Source organism: Proteus appendicitidis (genome assembly GCF_030271835.1).
Lineage (GTDB): Bacteria > Pseudomonadota > Gammaproteobacteria > Enterobacterales > Enterobacteriaceae > Proteus > Proteus appendicitidis.
Genome location: NZ_CP127389.1, coordinates 850395 through 870657, shown reverse-complemented (window position 1 = coordinate 870657; position 20263 = coordinate 850395). Strand labels below are relative to the sequence as shown.

Below are 20263 nucleotides of genomic sequence, written 5' to 3'. Positions count from 1 at the left end.
GTGTTTAGTATACTAAACAAGAAAAATCATTTTGTTAATAGAGAAGTCATTTTTTAAATAAAAATTAACATTTATGCTGAAAAAATAGCTAAAAAAAATCGGTACCTCTAGTTAAGGTACCGATTTCAACTTTTATCACTTTTTCTTTTGTTTTTTTGATTAGCTTCTTAAACCGCGACCTTTTTCAATTAAATACCATGCAATCACATAAAACGCAGCAATAAAAAGACACAGTACGCTAATCGTCACTGTTAAAGAGACATCGGTAATTCCCAGAAAACCATAACGGAAACCGCTTATCATATAAACAATCGGGTTTAATTTAGATACCCCTTGCCAGAATTCAGGTAAGAGTGACAGTGAGTAGAACACGCCACCTAAATAGGTTAATGGTGTTAAAACAAACGTTGGAATAATACTAATATCATCAAAGGTTTTCGCAAAAATCGCATTTAATAATCCTGCGAGAGAAAACACAATGGAGGTCATCAGTAATGTCACAACGACCATTGTCCAAGAATGTATTTCCAATGGTACAAAAAATAGTGAGATTACCGTCACTAACACTCCGACACAAATACCACGAGCAACACCCCCACCAACAAAACCCGCAATAACAACATGCGTTGGAACAGGTGAAACTAATAATTCTTCAATGCTACGTTGGAATTTAGCACCAAAAAAGGAAGAGGAAACATTGGCATAAGAGTTTGTTATTACTGCCATCATAATCAGGCCTGGAACAATAAACTGCATATAATCTACGCCCCCCATATCGCCAATTCGTTTACCAATGAGGTTCCCGAAAATAACGAAATAGAGAGACATTGTTATCACTGGTGGAATTAATGTTTGCACCCAAATACGCCCAAAACGGGTGACTTCTTTAATCCAAATTGTTTTGAGGGCTACCCAATACAGCTGAATCATTCCCTCTCTCCTTCTACGGTATGATCTTCATTCACTAAATGAACAAATAATTCTTCAAGACGATTGGCTTTATTTCTCATACTTAACACTTGAATACCTTGTGCATTAAGTTGAGCAAAAACACTGTTTAATCCTTGTTCTCTTTTAACATCAACTTCTAAAGTCGATGTATCAACCAAGCGATATTGATAATTTTGTAATTCAGGCAATGGGCTTTTAGGTGCTAAGTCTAAAATAAATGTTTCAGACTCTAATTTACTTAATAAACCTTTCATACTGGTATTTTCAACCAGCTCACCACGTTGAATAATACCAATATTCCGACACAGCATTTCTGCTTCTTCTAAATAGTGAGTCGTTAAAATAATGGTGGTACCTTCAGCATTTAATTGTTTTAAAAACGTCCACATTGAGCGACGTAATTCAATATCAACACCTGCTGTTGGTTCATCAAGAATAAGCAATTTAGGTTGGTGCATTAACGCACGCGCAATCATTAAACGACGCTTCATTCCTCCAGATAAAAAACGCGCTCTATCATCACGTTTTTCCCACAAATCTAACTGAGTTAAGTAAATTTCGGCACGTTCTAGCGCTAATTTACGAGGCACACCATAATAACCCGCTTGGTTGAGAACAATTTGTAATACGGTTTCAAAAGGGTTGAAATTGAACTCTTGTGGCACTAATCCTAACTGGCGTTTTGCATTGACCATATCGGTATCGGTGTCATAACCAAACACTTTTACTTTGCCGCTACTCTTATTGACTAACGAGCTAATAATACCAATCGTGGTCGATTTACCCGCACCATTAGGACCTAATAAAGCATAGAAATCGCCAGCCTCAACGGTGAGGTTAATACCTTTTAGCGCTTTTACGCCATTGTGATAAGTTTTCGTTAACTCCGTTAACTCCAATGCATACGTCATAAGTGGGAATTACCTTTTATCAACTGCATTATTCAGCATTGACTGAGCTGAAATCAGAAAATAGCTATTCAACTAAACTTTGCTAATGCTACGTATTGCTCACACGCTTTGAATTAGAAAATAAGCTTAGTTCAATAGGATCAAAATGGAATAAGGATATTCTAGAGAAAATAAAGTCGTAAATAAACCGTTTTAGGGTTTATGACACAAACGAATAAATAAATTTTTCTTAACTATTGTAATAATAAAGAATAAGAGCTGCAGAGAAAATAAATTAGCCATCAAGGCTCTAGGTTGTTTTATTTCTTACTGATATTCTGATGTTTTTATAAATTTATCTCTTAGTGCAATCATTTAGCCTAATTGATACCAATAAAATTATTGCCCTTGTTTCTCAATCTTACTGATAGATATTAGCTTGCCATTTATCGCCCCAATCAATAATGCTGATTATTTTTTATCATTTGGGCTTTCAGTGTAAAAATAAAACCAATAATCATGAACATTAGATTTATTTATATAATATTTATAAGTGTCTATTTTTGAATAATACAACAGCAGGTTTAACAACCAGTTATCTTTTTATACATTTGATTTACATCAAGGAATGTATTGATAAATTCATTAAACAAATGCTATAAAAAGATCTATCTTATTTGAAAGCGAAAAATTACAAGTAATTATCTGTCATTTGGCCTTAAAAAGCCCTCTGATTAATTCAAAAGTAATGGTATAAAAATACCCTTTCTTAATGGATCTCTCGCATCCAACAATAACACAAGAGCTATTTCGTGTTGGCGTACTGTCAGCGCAAATGGTGGGAAACCGAATTTACAGGCAGTCACGTCATGATGAGAAAAATTGAAGAGCTGTTAGCCAATAACAAGCAATGGTCAGAATCTGTTACTGAAGAAAATCCTCAGTTTTTTAAAGATCTCTGTAAAGGTCAAAAACCTCACTTTTTATGGATTGGTTGCTCTGACAGCCGCGTTCCAGCAGAAAAACTAATCAACGCAGCACCGGGTGACTTATTTGTTCACCGTAATGTGGCAAACTTAGTCATTCACACTGACTTAAACTGCCTTTCTGTGATCCAGTATGCGGTTGATGTATTACAAGTTGAGCATATTATTGTCTGTGGTCACTACGGTTGTGGTGGCATTGAAGCCGCAATTGAAGGCACTGAGTTAGGGCTTATCAATAACTGGTTACTGCATATCCGTGATATCTGGTACAAACACAGTTCAATGCTAGGTGAGCTTGCACCACAAGATAGATTAAACCTACTTTGTGAGCTAAACGTTATCGAGCAAGTATACAACTTGGGGCACTCAACGATTATGCAAGCCGCGTGGAAACGTGGACAAAAAGTGATGATCCACGGTTGGGTTTACGGGTTAAATAACGGTGAACTACACGACCTTGATATCACTTCGGATAGTCGTGAAAAACTTGAACTTTCTTATCGTCAAGCGATGGCAAAATTAAGCCATCCACGCTAATACACTCCGCACACCAACAAAAAACCCGCTTTTCAGCGGGTTTTTTCACTTCTATTTGAAGTCAATTGATTACTCATCTAATAACGTTACATGCCCAATATAAGGCAGATGACGATAACGCTGTGCATAATCGATACCGTAACCAATAACAAATTTATCTTCAATGGAGTAACCAATCCACTCAACTGGCACATCAACTTCACGACGAGAAGGTTTATCCAATAAAGTACAGATAGAAATAGAAGCTGGCTCCCGTAAACTTAAAATCTCTTTAACACGATTTAAAGTATTACCTGAGTCAATAATATCTTCAACAATCAGCACATCTTTACCACGAATATCTTCATCGAGATCTTTAATGATTTTAACGTCACGCGTTGACGTCATACCATTACCGTAACTTGATACAGTCATAAAATCGACTTCATGGTTTACATTAATTTCACGACATAAATCTGCCATAAAAATAAAAGAACCTTTTAACAAGCCGATTAAAACAAGATCGTGTTGTTCTTGACGTGGACGGTAATGTTCTGTGATTTCACGACCTAGCTCAGCAATACGCTGTTTGATCTCTTCTTCAGAGATCATGACATCAACAATATGTTTCATGATTTATTTCGATTGGGTTAACGGGGAAAGCAAACGATTGTACCAGAACTTCCTTCATCATGCGATGATCTGATTTAATGAAAATAAAGGCACAAAATATCAATTTCATGCCATTTATTAATTTATCTTACTGATATTAATGGTTTTTACAGTGTTTGATTATTTGCTAACGGTAAAACCCGCCATCATTCCGGTATCTTCATGTTCTAATAAATGGCAGTGCGCCATAAACGGATGTGCTTTTGTGGCTAAATGATCGAATTTCAGCAAAATTTCGCTAAATTGACCTTCAACTTTCACGATATCTTTCCAACCTTGGCGATGTTTTTCTGGCGCGCGACCATTTTCAGATAAAATACGAAATTGCGTACCATGCACATGGAATGGATGCAACATCATGTCACCACGACCAGAAACAACCCAACGTTCATAAATGCCCTGCTTCACATCAAATGCGGGTTCAGTCATTGAGAATGGTATTCCATTGATATTATTGGCATTATAAATATTTAAATCACCATTACCATGCCCACAATTCATTCCCCCCCCCATCATGCCACTGCCGTTACCTTGGCGCATATGACTCATTCCATGATGAATACCCGCTAAAGCTTTATCACCATAACGCTCTGTTAATAGCATCATGCCTTGCATATCTAAACGCATATCCATACGCAAATGTAATGTACGAGTTGCAATGTTACTGAGTGTTGGTAATGGCGGAATTAATGCTAATTGATCAGGTAAAGTACCTTGTGCTTTTTCTGCTGACGGCAATAAACGTAACACAGGTAATACATTATCAAACGGTGCTAACACCATACCCATTTGGCGTACAGGTAAAGTGACAATATCAAAATCTCGACCATCCGAGGTATCCACTAAAACCTCAAAACGCTCTCCCATTAAAATAGGAAGCTCTGTTACTTTTACGGGTTCCGCTAATAATCCACCATCGCTGGCGATCACATACATCGGTCTGCCATCACTAGTGGCAAGATTTAAGCTGCGCGCATTACACCCATTTAAGAAACGTAATCTTACCCAGCCTTTGGGCACAATATGTTGTGGTTGGATCGCTCCATTGGTTAACATCATATCGCCAAACCAACCAATTGCCGCACTCATTACATCGAGTTGATAATCGATTTGTCCATCACTGTCTAAACGTTTATCTTGCAAAATAATCGGTAAATCATCAACGCCCCAGCGATTAGGTAATTTACGGCTTGCGGTTTCATCATCTTCAATAATCACTAATCCGCCTAACCCCATAGCCACTTGCTGACCTGTTACACCATGCGTATGAGGGTGAAACCAACACGTTGATTCAACTTGGTTTGGTGTAAAAGTCACCGTGCGAGATTTGCCTGGTGCAATCGTTGCTTGAGGGCCGCCATCTTCTTCGCCACTAATTTCAAGCCCATGCCAGTGAACAGTTGTCGTTTCGGGGAGTTGGTTATTGATATTGATAGTAACAGGTTGACCACGTTTCAATTTTAATGCGGGTCCTAATAAACTGCCGTTATAACCCCAAGTTGTTGTGCTTGCCGTCGGAATAAATTGAGAAACACCTTGTTGAATATTAAGAACAATCTTTTGTTGGGCATCTGGGGTAATTTGAGGTGGAATAGCCAATGAAGGCGTGTTACTTTGGGCAAACGCAAAACGACTCCAGCTCGGTAATAATGTGACAGCACTTAGTGTTGCGCCTAATTTTAAAAATTCGCGACGTTGCATAATGTATCCTTTGAATAAAAACAAGTTATTATGTATTTATCGAAATAAGATGAATAAAGAAGTTTTGTTAACTATTACCGATGCTAAAGTTTCCCCTTACTGGAAGGTCAATTTAAACCCCAACAAAACAACGGGTCTTTGCAAAACTTTTAACTTTATTAAGCCAAATAACAAAACTTGCTAAATCATCACACTGAGGAACATCACAACCAATGAACAAAATGTTCGCCTTGTTTTTCTCGCTAACGCTTTCTTTTTCTATGTTCTTTTCTTCGGGTGCAAAAGCGTTAACCTACACGCAAGCAGAAGACTTGGCCGATTTAACTGCTATCTACCTTTTCCTAAATAAAGATTGTGGTTATGAGCAAATATCAAAATCTAAAATTGAAAGAGCACTAATGGTATTTTCTCGCTCACAACAATGGGATGTCAGTAATTACTCAACGTTGCCGATGAGCCAATTAAATGAAGATAGTTACAACGATTTAAAAGGTATTGAAGTGACGCACAGTAAGAAATGTCAACTATTAGCGAACAAATCACTAAGTTTGTTAAATTATTAAAACTTGTGTTCATTCACTATTCAAGAAATAAAGCAAGATAACCTCTTTAAATACAGTCGCCATATAAAGTGACTTATAGAGGTTATCAACAGATTTTTTTACCTTTCTTTAATGCTAATTATTTTTCTTCTGCCTATATTCATTCCAATATAAAGCAACAGATGGAATACTTTGAATAATCAGCATCCTAAAAATATGATTCGACATCACAAAGGCGGCATCGACATTCATGGTTATCGCAGCAAATGTCATGGCTTCCATACTTCCAGGCGCCCAAGCTAATACCAACGTTGCCCACGGGACACCCGTTAGATAAGCTGCGCCATACGCCACAATCACGGTTAAAATCACATTAATGATCACCACTTGCACAGAAGAAAAAGCATTTTTAATCAGTGATGAAAGTGGGAAAACAACAAAGTGCGCTCCGATATTCATACCAATTAAAACCATGCTCAATTCATTTAGTAGCATTGGAAAAGCAATAGGTTCACTGACAAAAGATTGAACCAGTATTGCACTGCCTAATGACGTTAACATAAAAGGCGCTGGAAATCGGATTTTCTGCAATAAAAGCCCTGAACCCAACCCTAAAGCAACAATTAATAATAACCACAACAATGATATAAGGGTCATTTGAGGTATAGAAAATTCAGGCATATTCGCTTTATCAGCACCAACGATAAAACCCGCCATAATAATCAACACCATTAAACGAATAGTATGAGAAATAACAATTTTTTGTGGTGGCGTTTTAGTGTGATCAGTGAGCGCCAAAATAGCTGCCATCGCACCGGGTACAGCACCTAACATTGATTCTTCTTTCGTCCAACCAATATGACGATGGAACCAAAAATAGCTCACAAAAAATTGAATGGCTAAACAAACAACCAACGTCAGTAATAGAATGATTAAATTATCAGCATTGCCTAAATGAACTTGGTTAAACATTAAGCCAACCGATGTACCTAAAGTGAGCTGAATAAACGTTAAGGTATGTTTAGGAACCGCAAGCTCCCATTTAAAACGATAAGCAATAATGACAACGAGAATTGGCCCAAACATCAGAGCCATAGGCAAACCTGAAAGGGTAAGAACACCACCGATTAATGCACAAAATAGAATACCTGGCAGAGTTTTTAAAAACGACATGTTGTGTTATCCAGCTTTTTTAATTATTGTTTCCATCCTAGCATTTGTATAAATATTTAATAACCAAATAGTGATAATATAATTATTATTTTTCTTAATATTAAGAGCCAATTATGTCGTTAAAAATCACCACAAACCCGACGTCGAATGAGATCAATGAAATTTATGAAGGGCTGTTAACACATAACCTCAACTATATTCAGATGGAACAATACACACCACTTGCTGTTTTTAAGGAGGTGAATGGTAAAAAAATAGGTGGGATCACAGGGGATATTTTAGGGAATTGGCTACGCATTCGTTATTTGTGGGTAGATAAAGCCTATCGTGGACAAAACATAGGTACAGAATTGTTGCAAACGATGGAAAGCGCAGCAAAAGAAAAAGGAGCCAAATATGCTGAAGTGGATACTTTTAGCTTTCAAGCCCTGCCTTTTTATCAAAAGCAGGGATTTGAGATATTTGGCATATTAGAAAACTATCCAATTAGTGATAAAAAATATTACTTAAGAAAAGATTTATAGTTTTTTGTTAGTTTTGTCTTCTTCACTTATTTCACTCGTATTTTCTTCCATATTAACATTCAATTGATAATTATCTGGTGAAAATTTTAATTTATCACTTAAATCTAAAGGAGTCTCTTCTTCTGTAAAACTATCATCTATATCGAGTATAATCGAGTCTAATTTATTATTTATTTTATTGAATTTCTCATCTGACTTTAGCTCTGAATTTAAATTATTTATTTTTTCCATTAAAGCATTCAATTCTGATTTTTTATAATGAAAATGATTTATATTAAAACCTTCATAATCCCATTGATAACCAAAATCATCATCTTCATTCATTTCTTTTAAATTATCTAATTCACCATCATCAATATCTTGAGTGTCATCCTCATCAATTTCACTTATATTATCTATTTTTATTTTTAATAACTCGTTATTTCCTTTAACATCAAAATCATCAATATTGATATATTTTCTACTCAAGTCTTCTTTAGGTCTTGATAATTCTATTTTTGTTTCTTTCTCTACATCATTAATTATAATTATATTTGCTTGTATATCCGTGTCTACAGTCGTATTTGTATCTACTTGTGTACCAGTATCTACTGTTATATTTTTATCTATTTGTGTAGCTGTATCTACTGTCGTATTTGTATCTATTTGTGTAGCTGTATCTACTGTCGTATTTGTATCTATTTGTGTAGCTGTATCTACTGTCGTATTTGTATCTACTTGTGTACCAGTATCTACTGTTATATTTGTATCTATTTGTGTACCAGTATCTACAGTTATATTTGTATCTACTTGTGTACCAGTATCTACAGTTATATCTGTATCTACTTGTGTACCTGTATCTACTATCGTATTTCTTTTTATCACATTATGGTTATCACTAATATATTTCCCTATCCATTCTTGCATTAAGTCATTAAAGGAATATTTACTGCCCATATTTTTATTAAGTGCTATCATCATAATAGTAGATAATTTATTTTCTATTTTATTTTTTATAGCATCATCAAACTTATCAAGTACTTGGGCTTCTTCAATACCAATAAGTAAAATGTTCATTGATTTTATAAAATTATCTCTTTCTTTTCCTGTTGAAAAATTACTCATAAAATCATATTTTTTATTTAAATGAATATTTTCGAAGTTAAAATTTGAATTTATTAACTTAAAAGTATTTTTTATGCTTTTATCATCTATGGAGCTTATTCTAAGTTTAATAATTTCATTCAAACACTCTACAATTAAGTTACTGTTAGAGCCTTCATTCTCTATATCATCTAGTCCTGAGAAAAAATCTTTAGCTCTTTTCACTTCAGTTAAATAATCACAGAAGCTGTAAAAATCAAACTTATCATTTGCATGAGAAATTATGTTATTTATAGCATATAAATTTTTATTTTTTATTTCTATTCTTTCTTCTCTAACGTCTTCTATTTCAATGTTTTTTTCATCTATTTTATTAAAAATATTACTATGTTTGTTTGTATCAACAGTATCAAATAGTTTATTATTTTTTATATCTTTTATAAGAAAACCAATCTCTAGTTTATGAAATAAAGAAGTCAACACATGAATAATTCTCTTACCAAAAGAAGGTGAAACTGGTGTGTTTCTTATTTCAGTTATTTTTTTTGTAAAAATATAATCTTCATTTTTGGGAAGATAATGTTTTTTATTTACAAATAACACGTTGGGGTTAAATAGATTTGTTTTGCTAATCATAAATCATCCACCTATATACCAATAAATATAATAAAATCATTAAACATATAAATAACTTGATGAAATTATTAGATATGCTCAAAATAATTAGCAAAATACTTTCTTAGTACTTCATCTTTAGATTTATCTAAATCATCAATGCTTAACCCTAACCGGCTAAAAATACCTTTTAAGTTATTTTCCACTGCCGTTTTTTGTGTACTACTAGTACCATTACCGCCATCTGTCACTTTACCATCACTAACGTATTCAGTTGTTTCATTATTTTTACTTTCAAAATAACTATAGTTAATTAATAAAACAACAGCATCTTGCGCCCATTTATAATTAATATTATTACTTGAATTTTTAAATAACCGAGTAAGAAAATTATATCCATTATCATCTTTCTTTATATTTTCATAAAAACTATTGTTGAGTAAAGTTATTTCTTTATCCGTTGGTTCTCCCATATTCTTATAAATATCTTTGCTCACCATCCTTATTAAGTTGTCTACTTTAGCAATAGAGTTACCCTCGCCAATAAATTTTTTATCTTTTGATAACTGGTTAAACAATCCTTTTGTTAAACGTGAATATATTTCTTTTTTGATCCCTTCGAAATTACCATTAAAATCATTTTTAATTCTTAAAATACTCTCTTCATTAAAAACAGAATCAATAATTTCATCAATAAAACTATCAACTTTTACACCCTTATCTTGGCTATTGACTTTTTCTTTTAGTAAATTTGTTAAATTATCAATAGTATTAGAAGAGAATAGTTCATCTATATTTTGATTTAAAATAACGTTTAATTTATTCATTATTTTATCAGGTAGGTCAGAATAATTATTCTGGAATTTATTTTTAGCTAAATCAGCTTTAAATTCATCATTTATTATTTTAATATCATTAACAAGCTTACACTCCAAAGCTTTTTCTAAGGTATGATATTTAATCACAATATCTATTTTGTTATTACTATTTACTTTTTTAGATATTACCTTATTAACATTATCAGTAAATGTTTTATTAAGTTGATTTAACTTATTTGAGAAATTATTAAACGCATCATTATCAATTGATATGTTATCAAACTTAAATGTATTTAACGATTTATTTATATTTTTATTCTCAAAGTTTATTTTTATAGGTAATAATGTTCTATTTATAAATTTAAATGGTGAAATTAAATTTATAATTAGATTTTTAAAGCTCCTTTTTTTCTCGCTTCTAAAATAAAGTTTTTGTTCTGTATTTAATTCCTTCTTTCCTGAATTAGTAATCGAATCTGGAAGTTTATCTATTGTTTCTTTTTTTTCAACATCTTCTTTTATGTTAATATCTTCTCTTATATTAATATTTTCTTTTTTCAAATTACTCCCAGAATCTATGGTATCCTCAGCATCATTATCTAAGTTAATAATTGAATTCACATTTTCTATTACTTTATTAAACAAATCCTCTATTTCAGTTTCATCCACAATTTCATTAACTCTATTTTCTTTATTTTCTTCGCTAAGATTTTCAAAATGGGGAATATAAATATCAAGATCTGTTTTATTTAATATATTCTGACATTTTTCAATATACTCTGAAGCTTTTTTTTGGGGTATTTTTTCTCTTTCTCCTTTATCAAAAGAAACATTAGTATTACCAATAAGTTTTATATTTTCTATCAAACTAAATTTTTCATTTAGTTTATTATTAATCTTATCTATACATGAAAATAAAGTTGTTTGCATTCCTGAAACTTTCATTTTAACACCTATCAATTAAAAATTATTATAGACAGTCTATTCCTTTTATTTTTTTATGTTTATAAAAATCAAACACAAGTAATTAGTTAATCAATTTCAATAAAAAAACGATATTTTATTAAAACAAACAATAGAAATAAAAAAAGATATCAATAAATGATATCTTTTTTTTAGTTTTAAATAATATTCCGCTGGAGTTTAAAATATAATGTATATCTTAATCATTCTTTTAAATCGTTATATACCGTTGCTCTTGAAACACCAAGGTATTGGGCAGTAATTTCCATCGCCTTACGTAAGGAAAGATAACCTTCATCTTGTAAACAAAGTAACAACTCGCGTCGTTGATGCGGTTTTAATGCTCTTGGTGTAACTGAATAAGTCGCAGAAAACTCATCAATACGTTTTTTCAGCGAATCTTCCGTCACTGAACTAAAGGTTTCAATAATGTCATTACCTTCTTCAAGAGTCGCAAATTGGTTAAGTACCATTTGCAATCCTTTGATCATTGAAATATCAATATTCAAACATAACGCAGCAACATAATTGCCTTGTTTGTCTTTAATACCGATAGACGTACTTTTTGCCGTTCTTCCATCCGGAAATTGATTGGGATAATTCGCCACAATCTGAGGGAAATCTGACGATTCAATACGTGCCATTCCTAGCTCAGTTGCTCTATCCCCTACTTTTCTACCTGATAGATTATTTTCAATGACCATAATGGTATTTTCACTATCGGTTAGATCATGAAGTACAACTTCACAAAAAGGCGATAATGTTTTACCAATGCCTTGTGCAATAAATTGTAGTTGTTCTACCAGCCACTCTTGGTCTTCTGTTTTGTGTGACATAACGATCCCTGCAATAGCTAAAACGTAAATGATTTATACAATTTTAACTGATTTATTCAAATAATTAATCGTTATCTGCAGGATAATCAGATTTTGCCTGATTTAGAATAGCTTTTGCCATCCATTGAGTCATATCAATGACCTGTTGATCATCCATTTTCCAGATATCTTTCATTACCAAAAAGACTTCAGACCCGTAAATTAAAGAGAACGATTTAATCACCTTATCCCACATTTCTTCAGGATAGTGTGCTTTTAATGGCTCAATAACTTTGAGTAAAATCTCTTTACGGTGACCACGAATAAATCGTTTTTCTGCATATTCACTTGATTGTCTCTCTTTCGCCCACTGCTGTAATGAAACTTGCAATGCGCCACGCAATGCGCCTTCATGTTTAAACATTTGAGGATAGGCAAGATTGAGCAACTCAGTAATGCGTTGTTGTGTATTATCTTCGGGAGTGGGGTTCCATGCAATGATCGGTGCTAAACTTGCATCAACTGTGGCACTAATTAAATCACTTTGTGTGGGAAAATAACGATATGCGGTTGCTCTCGAAACACCTGCATGTGCTGCTAATTCCGACACTGTTGGTAACATTCCTTGCTCAAAAAGCCCCAACGCTGTTGATACCAATAGTTGATGGGTTCTTTTTCGTGTACCGGACATCGCATCCGTTTCGTCACTGTAACTCATAGAAAATCCTTCGTTATTTCTACACTTTATGTGTCTAATTTATTTTAAGCCAAATACTCACAATGATTAATGTTTACTTTAGGTGATTAATTTCACCTTATCGACCTTTAGAGTATAAAAATAAAAATAATGAGACAAGCGTCTCAAAACGATGCTATGATAAATGAAACTCAAGTCTCATTATGGTTATAATCTATTCGTCAATAATCATAAAAGGTAAGGGAAGGCTTATGAAACAGTATTCTGGTTCAATATATGTTGCCACAACGCTTGATACTAAAAGTGCTGAGATTTTTTATGTCAGTGATTTAATTAAAAAAGCAGGCCTTCCTGTTAAAACCGTCGATTTGACAACCAAACCCACGGCACTCGAAAGAGACGCTGATGTTAGTGCAATAGAAGTTGCACGTTTTCACCCAAATGGCCAAGAAGCAGTATTTTGTGGCGATAGAGGGAAAGCAATAGAAGCGATGTCAATCGCATTTGAACACTATTTAACTCACCAAGATGATGTCTTAGCCATTCTTGGGCTAGGCGGATCAGGGGGAACGGCACTGATTACACCAGCAATGCAATCTCTGCCAATTGGTGTACCTAAATTGATGGTATCAACGATGGCGTCTGGCGATATTTCAGGCTATATCGGTGCAAGTGATATTTCAATGATGTACTCCGTCACAGATGTATCCGGCTTAAATCGCATTTCTCGTAAAGTTTTAAGAAATGCAGCAAACCAAATAGCCGGCGCTGTTTATTTTTACCAAGAAGAACACGTTGTTGATAAACCGGCTGTCGCATTAACGATGTTTGGCGTCACGACGCCGTGTGTACAACAACTAACACAAAAACTTGAAAATAATTATGACTGCCTTGTTTTTCATGCAACAGGAAGTGGCGGTAAAGCCATGGAAAAACTGGTAGACAGTCACTTACTTCATAGCGTGCTCGATCTTACAACAACAGAAGTCTGTGATTACTTGTTTGACGGTGTACTTGCTTGTGATGAAGACCGTTTTGGTGCAATCGCCCGTACCAAAACCCCTTATATAGGCTCTTGTGGCGCATTAGATATGGTGAACTTTGGTCGCCCATCGAGTGTTCCTGAGAAATATCAAGGGCGTCAATTTTATCATCACAATGCGCAAGTCACCTTAATGCGTACAACACCAGAGGAAAACCGTCAATTAGGTATCTGGATCGCTGAGAAACTCAATCAGTGTGAAGGTCCATTGCGGTTTGTATTACCACAGGGCGGTTTTTCAGCTCTGGATATTGAGGGAGCCGCTTTCTGGGACCCTCAAGCAAACCAAGCTTTTTTTGATGCATTTATAACAACATTTAAAGAGACCGAGACGCGTAAGTTAGTCATCAGTCCTTATCACATAAACTCTGCCGAGTTTACTCAGCAAATTTATGATTTACACCAGGAACTTATTTGTTAACCACGGAGAAGAAGAATGACTCATTCACGTGAAACGTTACTAAAAAAATTCAATGAAATGATCGCTCGCCATGAACCCATTATTGGCGGTGGTGCAGGTACAGGGCTTTCAGCTAAGTGTGAAGAAGCAGGTGGTATTGACCTTATCGTTATTTATAACTCAGGTCGTTATCGTATGGCTGGCCGTGGCTCTTTAGCGGGTTTATTAGCTTATGGTAATGCTAATGAAATCGTGATGGATATGGCAAAAGAAGTATTACCTGTTGTTAAACATACACCGGTGCTTGCTGGCGTTAATGGTACAGACCCTTTCTGTAACTTTGATAAATTCTTAGATGAAGTTAAAGCAACAGGCTTTGCTGGCGTACAGAATTTTCCAACAGTAGGTCTGATCGATGGTAATTTCCGCGCTAATTTAGAAGAAACAGGCATGGGTTATGGTCTTGAAGTGGATATGATCCGCAAGGCTCATGAGAAAGGTTTATTAACCACGCCTTATGTCTTTAGCCGTGAAGATGCGATTGCAATGGCGGAGGCTGGCGCAGATATTATCGTACCTCATATGGGATTAACAACTGGCGGCAATATTGGCGCTGAAACCGCATTAACATTAGCGGACTGTGTGCCTTTAATTAATGATTGGGCAAAAGCAGCAAAAGCAGTGCGTTCTGATGTTATTGTGCTTTGTCATGGTGGTCCAATTGCAACGCCAGAAGATGCACAATATATCCTTGATAATTGCCCAGATTGTCACGGCTTCTATGGTGCAAGTTCAATGGAACGCTTACCAACAGAAGTGGCATTAACCGCAACGACCAAAGAATTTAAAAGTATTAAACGCTAATTCAAAATCATCAAGTTTGCCTAAGCGTTAATCCATATTGCCCACTTTATGTGGGCAATATTTTATGCAGATACTCTTAATCGAATTAGACAAGTTTTGCGATTAATGTATTTAAATCACCCGCTAAGAAATCAACCGGTGGAATTTCAATTACCGTATAAGCACCTGCACGTTGTTTCATACTTGCTCTTGCGGCAGAAACCATAAATTGAGAGGTTAATGCAGGATTATTTATACGCATCGAATATTCAAATAATTGATTATGTGTTTTACCCGAAACCCCTTTATGAGTCATTTTTACTCCATGTCCCACATCTTTTAAGCTATCAACACAATCAACTTGCTTAATATGAGTTTCATCAGAAGAGAAATAGCTATCTGCTTTAATCGCTTGCTCTACTTGATTAAAATTTGCTCCTGCTTCTAATTCCACATAAACCATACGACGATGGACACCCGTCCCTAATGGAATAGTCATTGAAAGCGCATCTTTTACACCTTCAATTGCTTTAGCCGCTACACTATGCCCCATGCTCATACCGGGACCAAAGTTAGTATAAGTGATCCCTTTTGGCGACATGGCTAACATTAGCGTACGAATAATAGAGTCTGAACCTGGGTCCCAACCCGCAGAAATAACCGCTACACGGTCATGTTTTTTGGCAACTTCGTCTAATTCTGTTTTTAATGACACAATTTCACTGTGAACATCAAAACTATCTACTGTATTAATACCTAAGCTTAAAATAGATTTAGCTAATTCTTTAATTGCGCGAGTCGGTGAACATAAGAGAGCAACATCAACATTACCTAATGTTTTAATATCGTTAGTCACGGTAATATTTTGCAGTTCTTCTGGAACATTATTGATATCACGACGAACAACACCTATTAATTCAAAATCTTGAGCAGCTTGAACCGCTTCTAATGCAAATCGACCAATATTGCCATAACCGACAATAGCCACTTTTATTTTAGTATTCATTCATTCCCCTGACTTTAACGTTAATCATCTCTTAATGATAATAGTGATTAGTTATCAATGAATAAACCATATAAACATCTTTTTTGCCAGATAAACATTATTTGCGCTATTACCTTATAAATAAACCTTGTAGAATCCATTATCTTCCTACGCGTTATATTAATAATATCGATTTCACTCTGTTTTTAAGAAGGTTTTCAATGCATCAGTCTGATGTAGCGGATCGCTCGCTTTTTTCCCTTAGTTGGCCAATATTTATAGATATTTTCCTACATCTAGCCACACTGTTAATTAATACTTACATGGTAAGCCACGTTTCTACGGCTTACTTAGCCGCTATGGGCGTCGGTAACCAAGTCTTTGATCTTTTTATCACTATTTTTAGCTTTATTAGTGTGGGATGTAGCGTTGTTATTGCCCAATACTTAGGCGCGGGTAAAAAAGAAAAAGCCAGCCAAGCCATTCATATTTCTATCGCTTTTAACTCTTTGTTAGGTATTAGTAGTGCCTTGATCATTCTTTTCTTTGGCTACAATATTCTTAACATAATGAATACGCCTGAACACTTGGTGCAAGATGGCTATAACTACCTGCATATTATTGGTATTTGCCTTATTCCTGAGGCAATTTCGATTATTCTTGCAGCTTGTCTGAGAGTTTATGGTAAATCTAAAGCAGCGATGTATGTCACACTGATCGCCAATATTGTTACTGTTATTGGTAATATGATTGTGCTTTATGGCTTTTTTGGTTTACCACAATACGGATTAGTGGGTGTTGCGTGGTCAACGGTTGTTGGTCGTATTATTGCAGTTATTTTATTATGTGGATTACTGTTCTACGGTTTGCGTATTAAATTCGAAGCCAAGCAACTCGTCGTATGGTCTAAAAATATGTTAGGGAAAATCCTACATATCGGTTTACCTGCTGCAGGTGAGAACTTGGTTTGGATTTTACATTATATGACTGCATCAGCCTTTATTGGCTTAATGGGCGAAGTCCCTCTTGCTGCGCAGACCCTTTATTTCCAACTGTCATTATTTTTAATGCTTTTTGGTATTGCGATTAGTATTGGTAATGAAATACTAGTGGGTCACTTAGTTGGCGCTAAACGCTTTGATGATGCTTTTGCTAGAGGCTGGAAAAGCTTAAAAACGGGAGTAATATTTACCATTGGGGTTGTGATTATTTATTGGTTTATGCGTGATCCTATTTTGTATTCAATCACTGAAGACCAACGCATCATTAACCAATTGATCCCTCTATTTATTTTATCCGTCTTTTTAGAACCCGGCCGTACTTTTAATATCGTGATGGTGAATGCTTTGCGTGCAGCCGGCGATGCTAAATTTCCGCTGATGACAGCAATTTGCTTTATGTGGGGTATTGCTATTCCGGTGGGCTATTTCCTTGGTATAAAAATGGAAATGGGCTTGATTGGTATCTGGATTGGCTTCCTTTGTGATGAATGGCTGCGTGGCTTAACTAACGCATGGCGTTGGCGCTCTCGTAAATGGCAAACTAAGCGCTTGGATATTTAGTACTAATACACTACTTGTTTCCCCGATATTTTATCGGGGAAACCCTATTAAATAATGTTATTATTTTTCAACCTTAAACTCTCAAGAAGAACAAAAGCATTCAAACATCTTTTTAAATCTTCATTTACTTCAATTTTATGATTATTTGATTTATTAAAACCGTCTATAAATCGATAAATAAATCTATTAATTGAAAAATCATCTTGTATCTCATACAATTCGTTATATTTTTCACATAAAGAAAACAATGCCTTTAGTGAAACTTCATTCATGGATTTAATTAATTCATCTTTAAATTTACCGTTCATATTATTATTCTTACAAATAATTTTAGATAAACCATCGATAAAATCCAGCTTTTCTTCTAACTCTAACTTTTCTTTTAAAGGACAATGTTGATTCATTTCTTCATAAATATTTTCTTCAACTAATTCATTAATAGACTTATTGATAGGACTTTCTAATAATTCTTTATTTAGCAATCTATTAGTATCAAATCCTTTATTTTTTAAATCATTAAATATTGATTCTTGTTCTTTTTTATCTAAATCAAAAAATGGTTTTATTTTTTCATTCTTAATAAATAAACTTTTATTAGAAAAATAGCCATCAGCGATTTTATCATAAAAAATTTCGTAAGAATTAGAAACACAAGAGATATCTTTACTCATGTCCATATAAATTGGTTCGTCTAGCACCTCCATTGTTTTACTTTCTAAACACTTAATACCAATAAATTCATGCGATGAATTTTTCATTGATAACACTGAGTCTCTATTAATAGAGAGATCAGTATCTGATACCTGATTTGCTAAAATTGAATACATTCCTTGTGGCATTATGTTTATCTTTTCAAGATACATCATTATCATCCTATTAATTAATATTACTACTATTCTATGGATTACGTTGTATCCTTCTATCATTTATCTGCCATTTATAAAAAACTTTCTATTTTTAAATAATATATAATAAACATATCTAAAATTAATTAAAATTAATAAGAGGATAAAATAACACTATTCTTTTTTCACCATTGCCAATAACTCTTTTAGTGTAAGATTCTTATTTCATTAACTATACTAAGTTGCTCATCTATTTCAGCTAAAAACTTATCAAATGAATTATCATTAAGCGTATTGTTACGCCATGGCTATAATTTTCCTGCAACACCATTTTCATCGCTGCTTTGTTCTTTTTTTAAAAATTGCAAATAAATAATATTATTAATCCTTTTATTTAATTTAAAAAAATAGTCTGAATTAGCCAGTTTTTTAAAATAAGTTTCTTTATTAACAAGATCTGTTTTTCCCGACTCCTTATTTTTATTATAATTTTCTAAATAATTAACAACTTTAGCGAGAAATACATATCCATATATATCATTATCATCTGATAACCTATCTAATAATGAAATATCTTTTGTAATTTCAATTAAATGAGATTTAAAATTTTCTTTTTCAACAGAACCTTGATTTTTATTAATATGAGAGTTAACTTCATTACTCGTATTTTTATCGATATCTTTTAAATCCGTCATTACCAAATAGCCATCATTAACCTGATCATATTGCGGATTAATAATGGTTGTTTTTTTATTTATATAATCATCGGATTTTACATATTCATATCCACCTTCAACTTCACCTTTTGAATGAGATATATTTAAATTATCATTTGATTTATTTAATAACTCTATTTTAGTTTTTGGTGATGATTTAAATTGTATCTCTGTAATATAATCAATTAATGATAGCTTACTCTTTAATAGACTGTCTTGTTTACATAAATGAATAGTATTAATAGCTTTATCAATTGGAACCAAATCTCCATTCGGAAGTTCAATATCTTTCAGAATTTGCAATCTTTCTCTTAAAATATTTTTTTCATTGTCTATGCGATTAGACTCTATCGTTTTATTATCTATACGATTAAACTCTATGGTTTCATTATTTATTCCTTTATTGCTGATGGTTAAATCTTTAGATTTTAAAAATGTACTCTTTGCATTAAATATGATCTTATTTTCATAGCAACTAGGATGAATGAATTCATTTATTGTATTCCTCACCTTGATAGATAGATTAGAAATAGAAAGTTTTATTTTCCCACCTACAGAGACTATTTTATTCGCAATAGAGGGTGATTTTATACCAATATCATTGATACCATTCATTATCATAATACTCATATTATTTATATATAAATAATATTTTACTCTCAATGTTTCCCTCATCTATCACTTCTCTTTTCTATTTTTTTAAATAAATAGCATTTATTTTAAGAAAAAAACTTAATAACTTTCAAAAAAACATATTAATTATGATAAAGAAACAATAATAAATTAAATGAAGTTTAATGATTAACTTCACAAAAACAGAAGTCATAAAGTAAATAAAAATAACCTCACCTATACAAAACACGATTTTTTTTAATAAAGAAAAAACCAAAAATTAAATATTAATTAACATTAAAAAATTACTGT

The 20263-nt window shown here is 33.4% G+C and carries 18 protein-coding genes; 6 read left to right on the top strand and 12 right to left on the bottom strand.

The genetic code is table 11. The annotated features are described in order from the left end of the window. Positions 1 to 159: 159 nt before the first annotated feature. Positions 160 to 930, bottom strand: coding sequence for an ABC transporter permease (locus QQS39_RS04015; protein ID WP_151434362.1), 771 nt, complete (start codon positions 928 to 930; stop codon positions 160 to 162). Beyond that, positions 927 to 1862, bottom strand: a complete 936-nt coding sequence (locus QQS39_RS04010; protein ID WP_109371621.1) for an ABC transporter ATP-binding protein — start codon at positions 1860 to 1862, stop codon at positions 927 to 929. The genes QQS39_RS04015 and QQS39_RS04010 overlap by 4 nt, the downstream gene beginning before the upstream one ends. A gap of 848 nt (positions 1863 to 2710) precedes the next feature. Between QQS39_RS04010 and can the strand changes: the two genes are divergently transcribed. Beyond that, positions 2711 to 3364, top strand: a complete 654-nt coding sequence (gene can, locus QQS39_RS04005; RefSeq protein WP_023580816.1) for a carbonate dehydratase — start codon at positions 2711 to 2713, stop codon at positions 3362 to 3364. A 69-nt stretch (positions 3365 to 3433) separates the two neighbouring features. On the opposite strand, the gene hpt is transcribed toward can, so the two are convergent. Both hpt and cueO read right to left on the bottom strand, forming a co-directional pair. Continuing rightward, positions 3434 to 3976, bottom strand: a complete 543-nt coding sequence (hpt, locus tag QQS39_RS04000; RefSeq protein ID WP_151434361.1) for a hypoxanthine phosphoribosyltransferase — start codon at positions 3974 to 3976, stop codon at positions 3434 to 3436. Positions 3977 to 4135: 159 nt separating this feature from the next. After that, positions 4136 to 5716 carry a multicopper oxidase CueO gene (cueO, locus tag QQS39_RS03995; protein ID WP_285805424.1) on the bottom strand — a complete coding sequence of 527 codons (1581 nt, stop codon included), beginning with the start codon at positions 5714 to 5716 and terminating at the stop codon, positions 4136 to 4138. A gap of 212 nt (positions 5717 to 5928) precedes the next feature. On the opposite strand from cueO, the gene QQS39_RS03990 reads away from it, so the two are divergent. After that, entirely contained in the window at positions 5929 to 6279 is a 351-nt protein-coding gene (locus QQS39_RS03990; protein ID WP_151434359.1) for a YacC family pilotin-like protein, read from the top strand. Positions 6280 to 6393: 114 nt separating this feature from the next. On the opposite strand, the gene QQS39_RS03985 is transcribed toward QQS39_RS03990, so the two are convergent. After that, positions 6394 to 7431, bottom strand: coding sequence for an AbrB family transcriptional regulator (locus QQS39_RS03985; protein ID WP_151434358.1), 1038 nt, complete (start codon positions 7429 to 7431; stop codon positions 6394 to 6396). Positions 7432 to 7544: 113 nt separating this feature from the next. Between QQS39_RS03985 and QQS39_RS03980 the strand changes: the two genes are divergently transcribed. Continuing rightward, positions 7545 to 7955: a GNAT family N-acetyltransferase gene (locus QQS39_RS03980; RefSeq protein WP_285805423.1), complete on the top strand. Its 411-nt coding sequence runs from the start codon at positions 7545 to 7547 to the stop codon at positions 7953 to 7955. On the opposite strand, the gene QQS39_RS03975 is transcribed toward QQS39_RS03980, so the two are convergent. The 4 genes from QQS39_RS03975 to QQS39_RS03960 form a co-directional block, all read right to left on the bottom strand. Next, positions 7950 to 9674: a hypothetical protein gene (locus QQS39_RS03975; protein ID WP_285805422.1), complete on the bottom strand. Its 1725-nt coding sequence runs from the start codon at positions 9672 to 9674 to the stop codon at positions 7950 to 7952. The genes QQS39_RS03980 and QQS39_RS03975 overlap by 6 nt on opposite strands. 68 nt (positions 9675 to 9742) lie before the next feature. After that, positions 9743 to 11416 carry a hypothetical protein gene (locus QQS39_RS03970; RefSeq protein ID WP_285805421.1) on the bottom strand — a complete coding sequence of 558 codons (1674 nt, stop codon included), beginning with the start codon at positions 11414 to 11416 and terminating at the stop codon, positions 9743 to 9745. A gap of 221 nt (positions 11417 to 11637) precedes the next feature. After that, positions 11638 to 12270 carry a helix-turn-helix transcriptional regulator gene (locus tag QQS39_RS03965; protein ID WP_006535016.1) on the bottom strand — a complete coding sequence of 211 codons (633 nt, stop codon included), beginning with the start codon at positions 12268 to 12270 and terminating at the stop codon, positions 11638 to 11640. A 64-nt stretch (positions 12271 to 12334) separates the two neighbouring features. Continuing rightward, complete coding sequence (locus tag QQS39_RS03960; protein WP_151434354.1) at positions 12335 to 12967, bottom strand: TetR/AcrR family transcriptional regulator; 633 nt, start codon at positions 12965 to 12967, stop codon at positions 12335 to 12337. Between the two features lie 230 nt (positions 12968 to 13197). Here QQS39_RS03960 and QQS39_RS03955 point away from each other — a divergent pair, with 230 nt between their 5' ends. Together QQS39_RS03955 and QQS39_RS03950 are read left to right on the top strand one after the other, a co-directional pair. Further along, positions 13198 to 14409: a Tm-1-like ATP-binding domain-containing protein gene (locus QQS39_RS03955; RefSeq protein WP_285805420.1), complete on the top strand. Its 1212-nt coding sequence runs from the start codon at positions 13198 to 13200 to the stop codon at positions 14407 to 14409. Positions 14410 to 14424: 15 nt separating this feature from the next. Then, positions 14425 to 15252: a phosphoenolpyruvate hydrolase family protein gene (locus tag QQS39_RS03950; RefSeq protein WP_088493647.1), complete on the top strand. Its 828-nt coding sequence runs from the start codon at positions 14425 to 14427 to the stop codon at positions 15250 to 15252. Between the two features lie 85 nt (positions 15253 to 15337). Here the strand turns inward: QQS39_RS03950 and QQS39_RS03945 are convergent, their stop codons facing one another. Beyond that, complete coding sequence (locus QQS39_RS03945; RefSeq protein WP_285805419.1) at positions 15338 to 16237, bottom strand: diaminopimelate dehydrogenase; 900 nt, start codon at positions 16235 to 16237, stop codon at positions 15338 to 15340. Positions 16238 to 16437: 200 nt separating this feature from the next. Between QQS39_RS03945 and QQS39_RS03940 the strand changes: the two genes are divergently transcribed. Next, entirely contained in the window at positions 16438 to 17778 is a 1341-nt protein-coding gene (locus tag QQS39_RS03940; RefSeq protein ID WP_285805418.1) for an MATE family efflux transporter, read from the top strand. Positions 17779 to 17825: 47 nt separating this feature from the next. Here QQS39_RS03940 and QQS39_RS03935 read toward each other — a convergent pair whose 3' ends face one another. Together QQS39_RS03935 and QQS39_RS03930 are read right to left on the bottom strand one after the other, a co-directional pair. After that, complete coding sequence (locus QQS39_RS03935) at positions 17826 to 18644, bottom strand: hypothetical protein (protein ID WP_285805417.1); 819 nt, start codon at positions 18642 to 18644, stop codon at positions 17826 to 17828. Positions 18645 to 18931: 287 nt separating this feature from the next. After that, positions 18932 to 19954 (bottom strand): hypothetical protein, encoded by a 1023-nt coding sequence (locus QQS39_RS03930; protein ID WP_285805416.1) that lies wholly within the window; start codon positions 19952 to 19954, stop codon positions 18932 to 18934. Positions 19955 to 20263 lie beyond the last annotated feature (309 nt).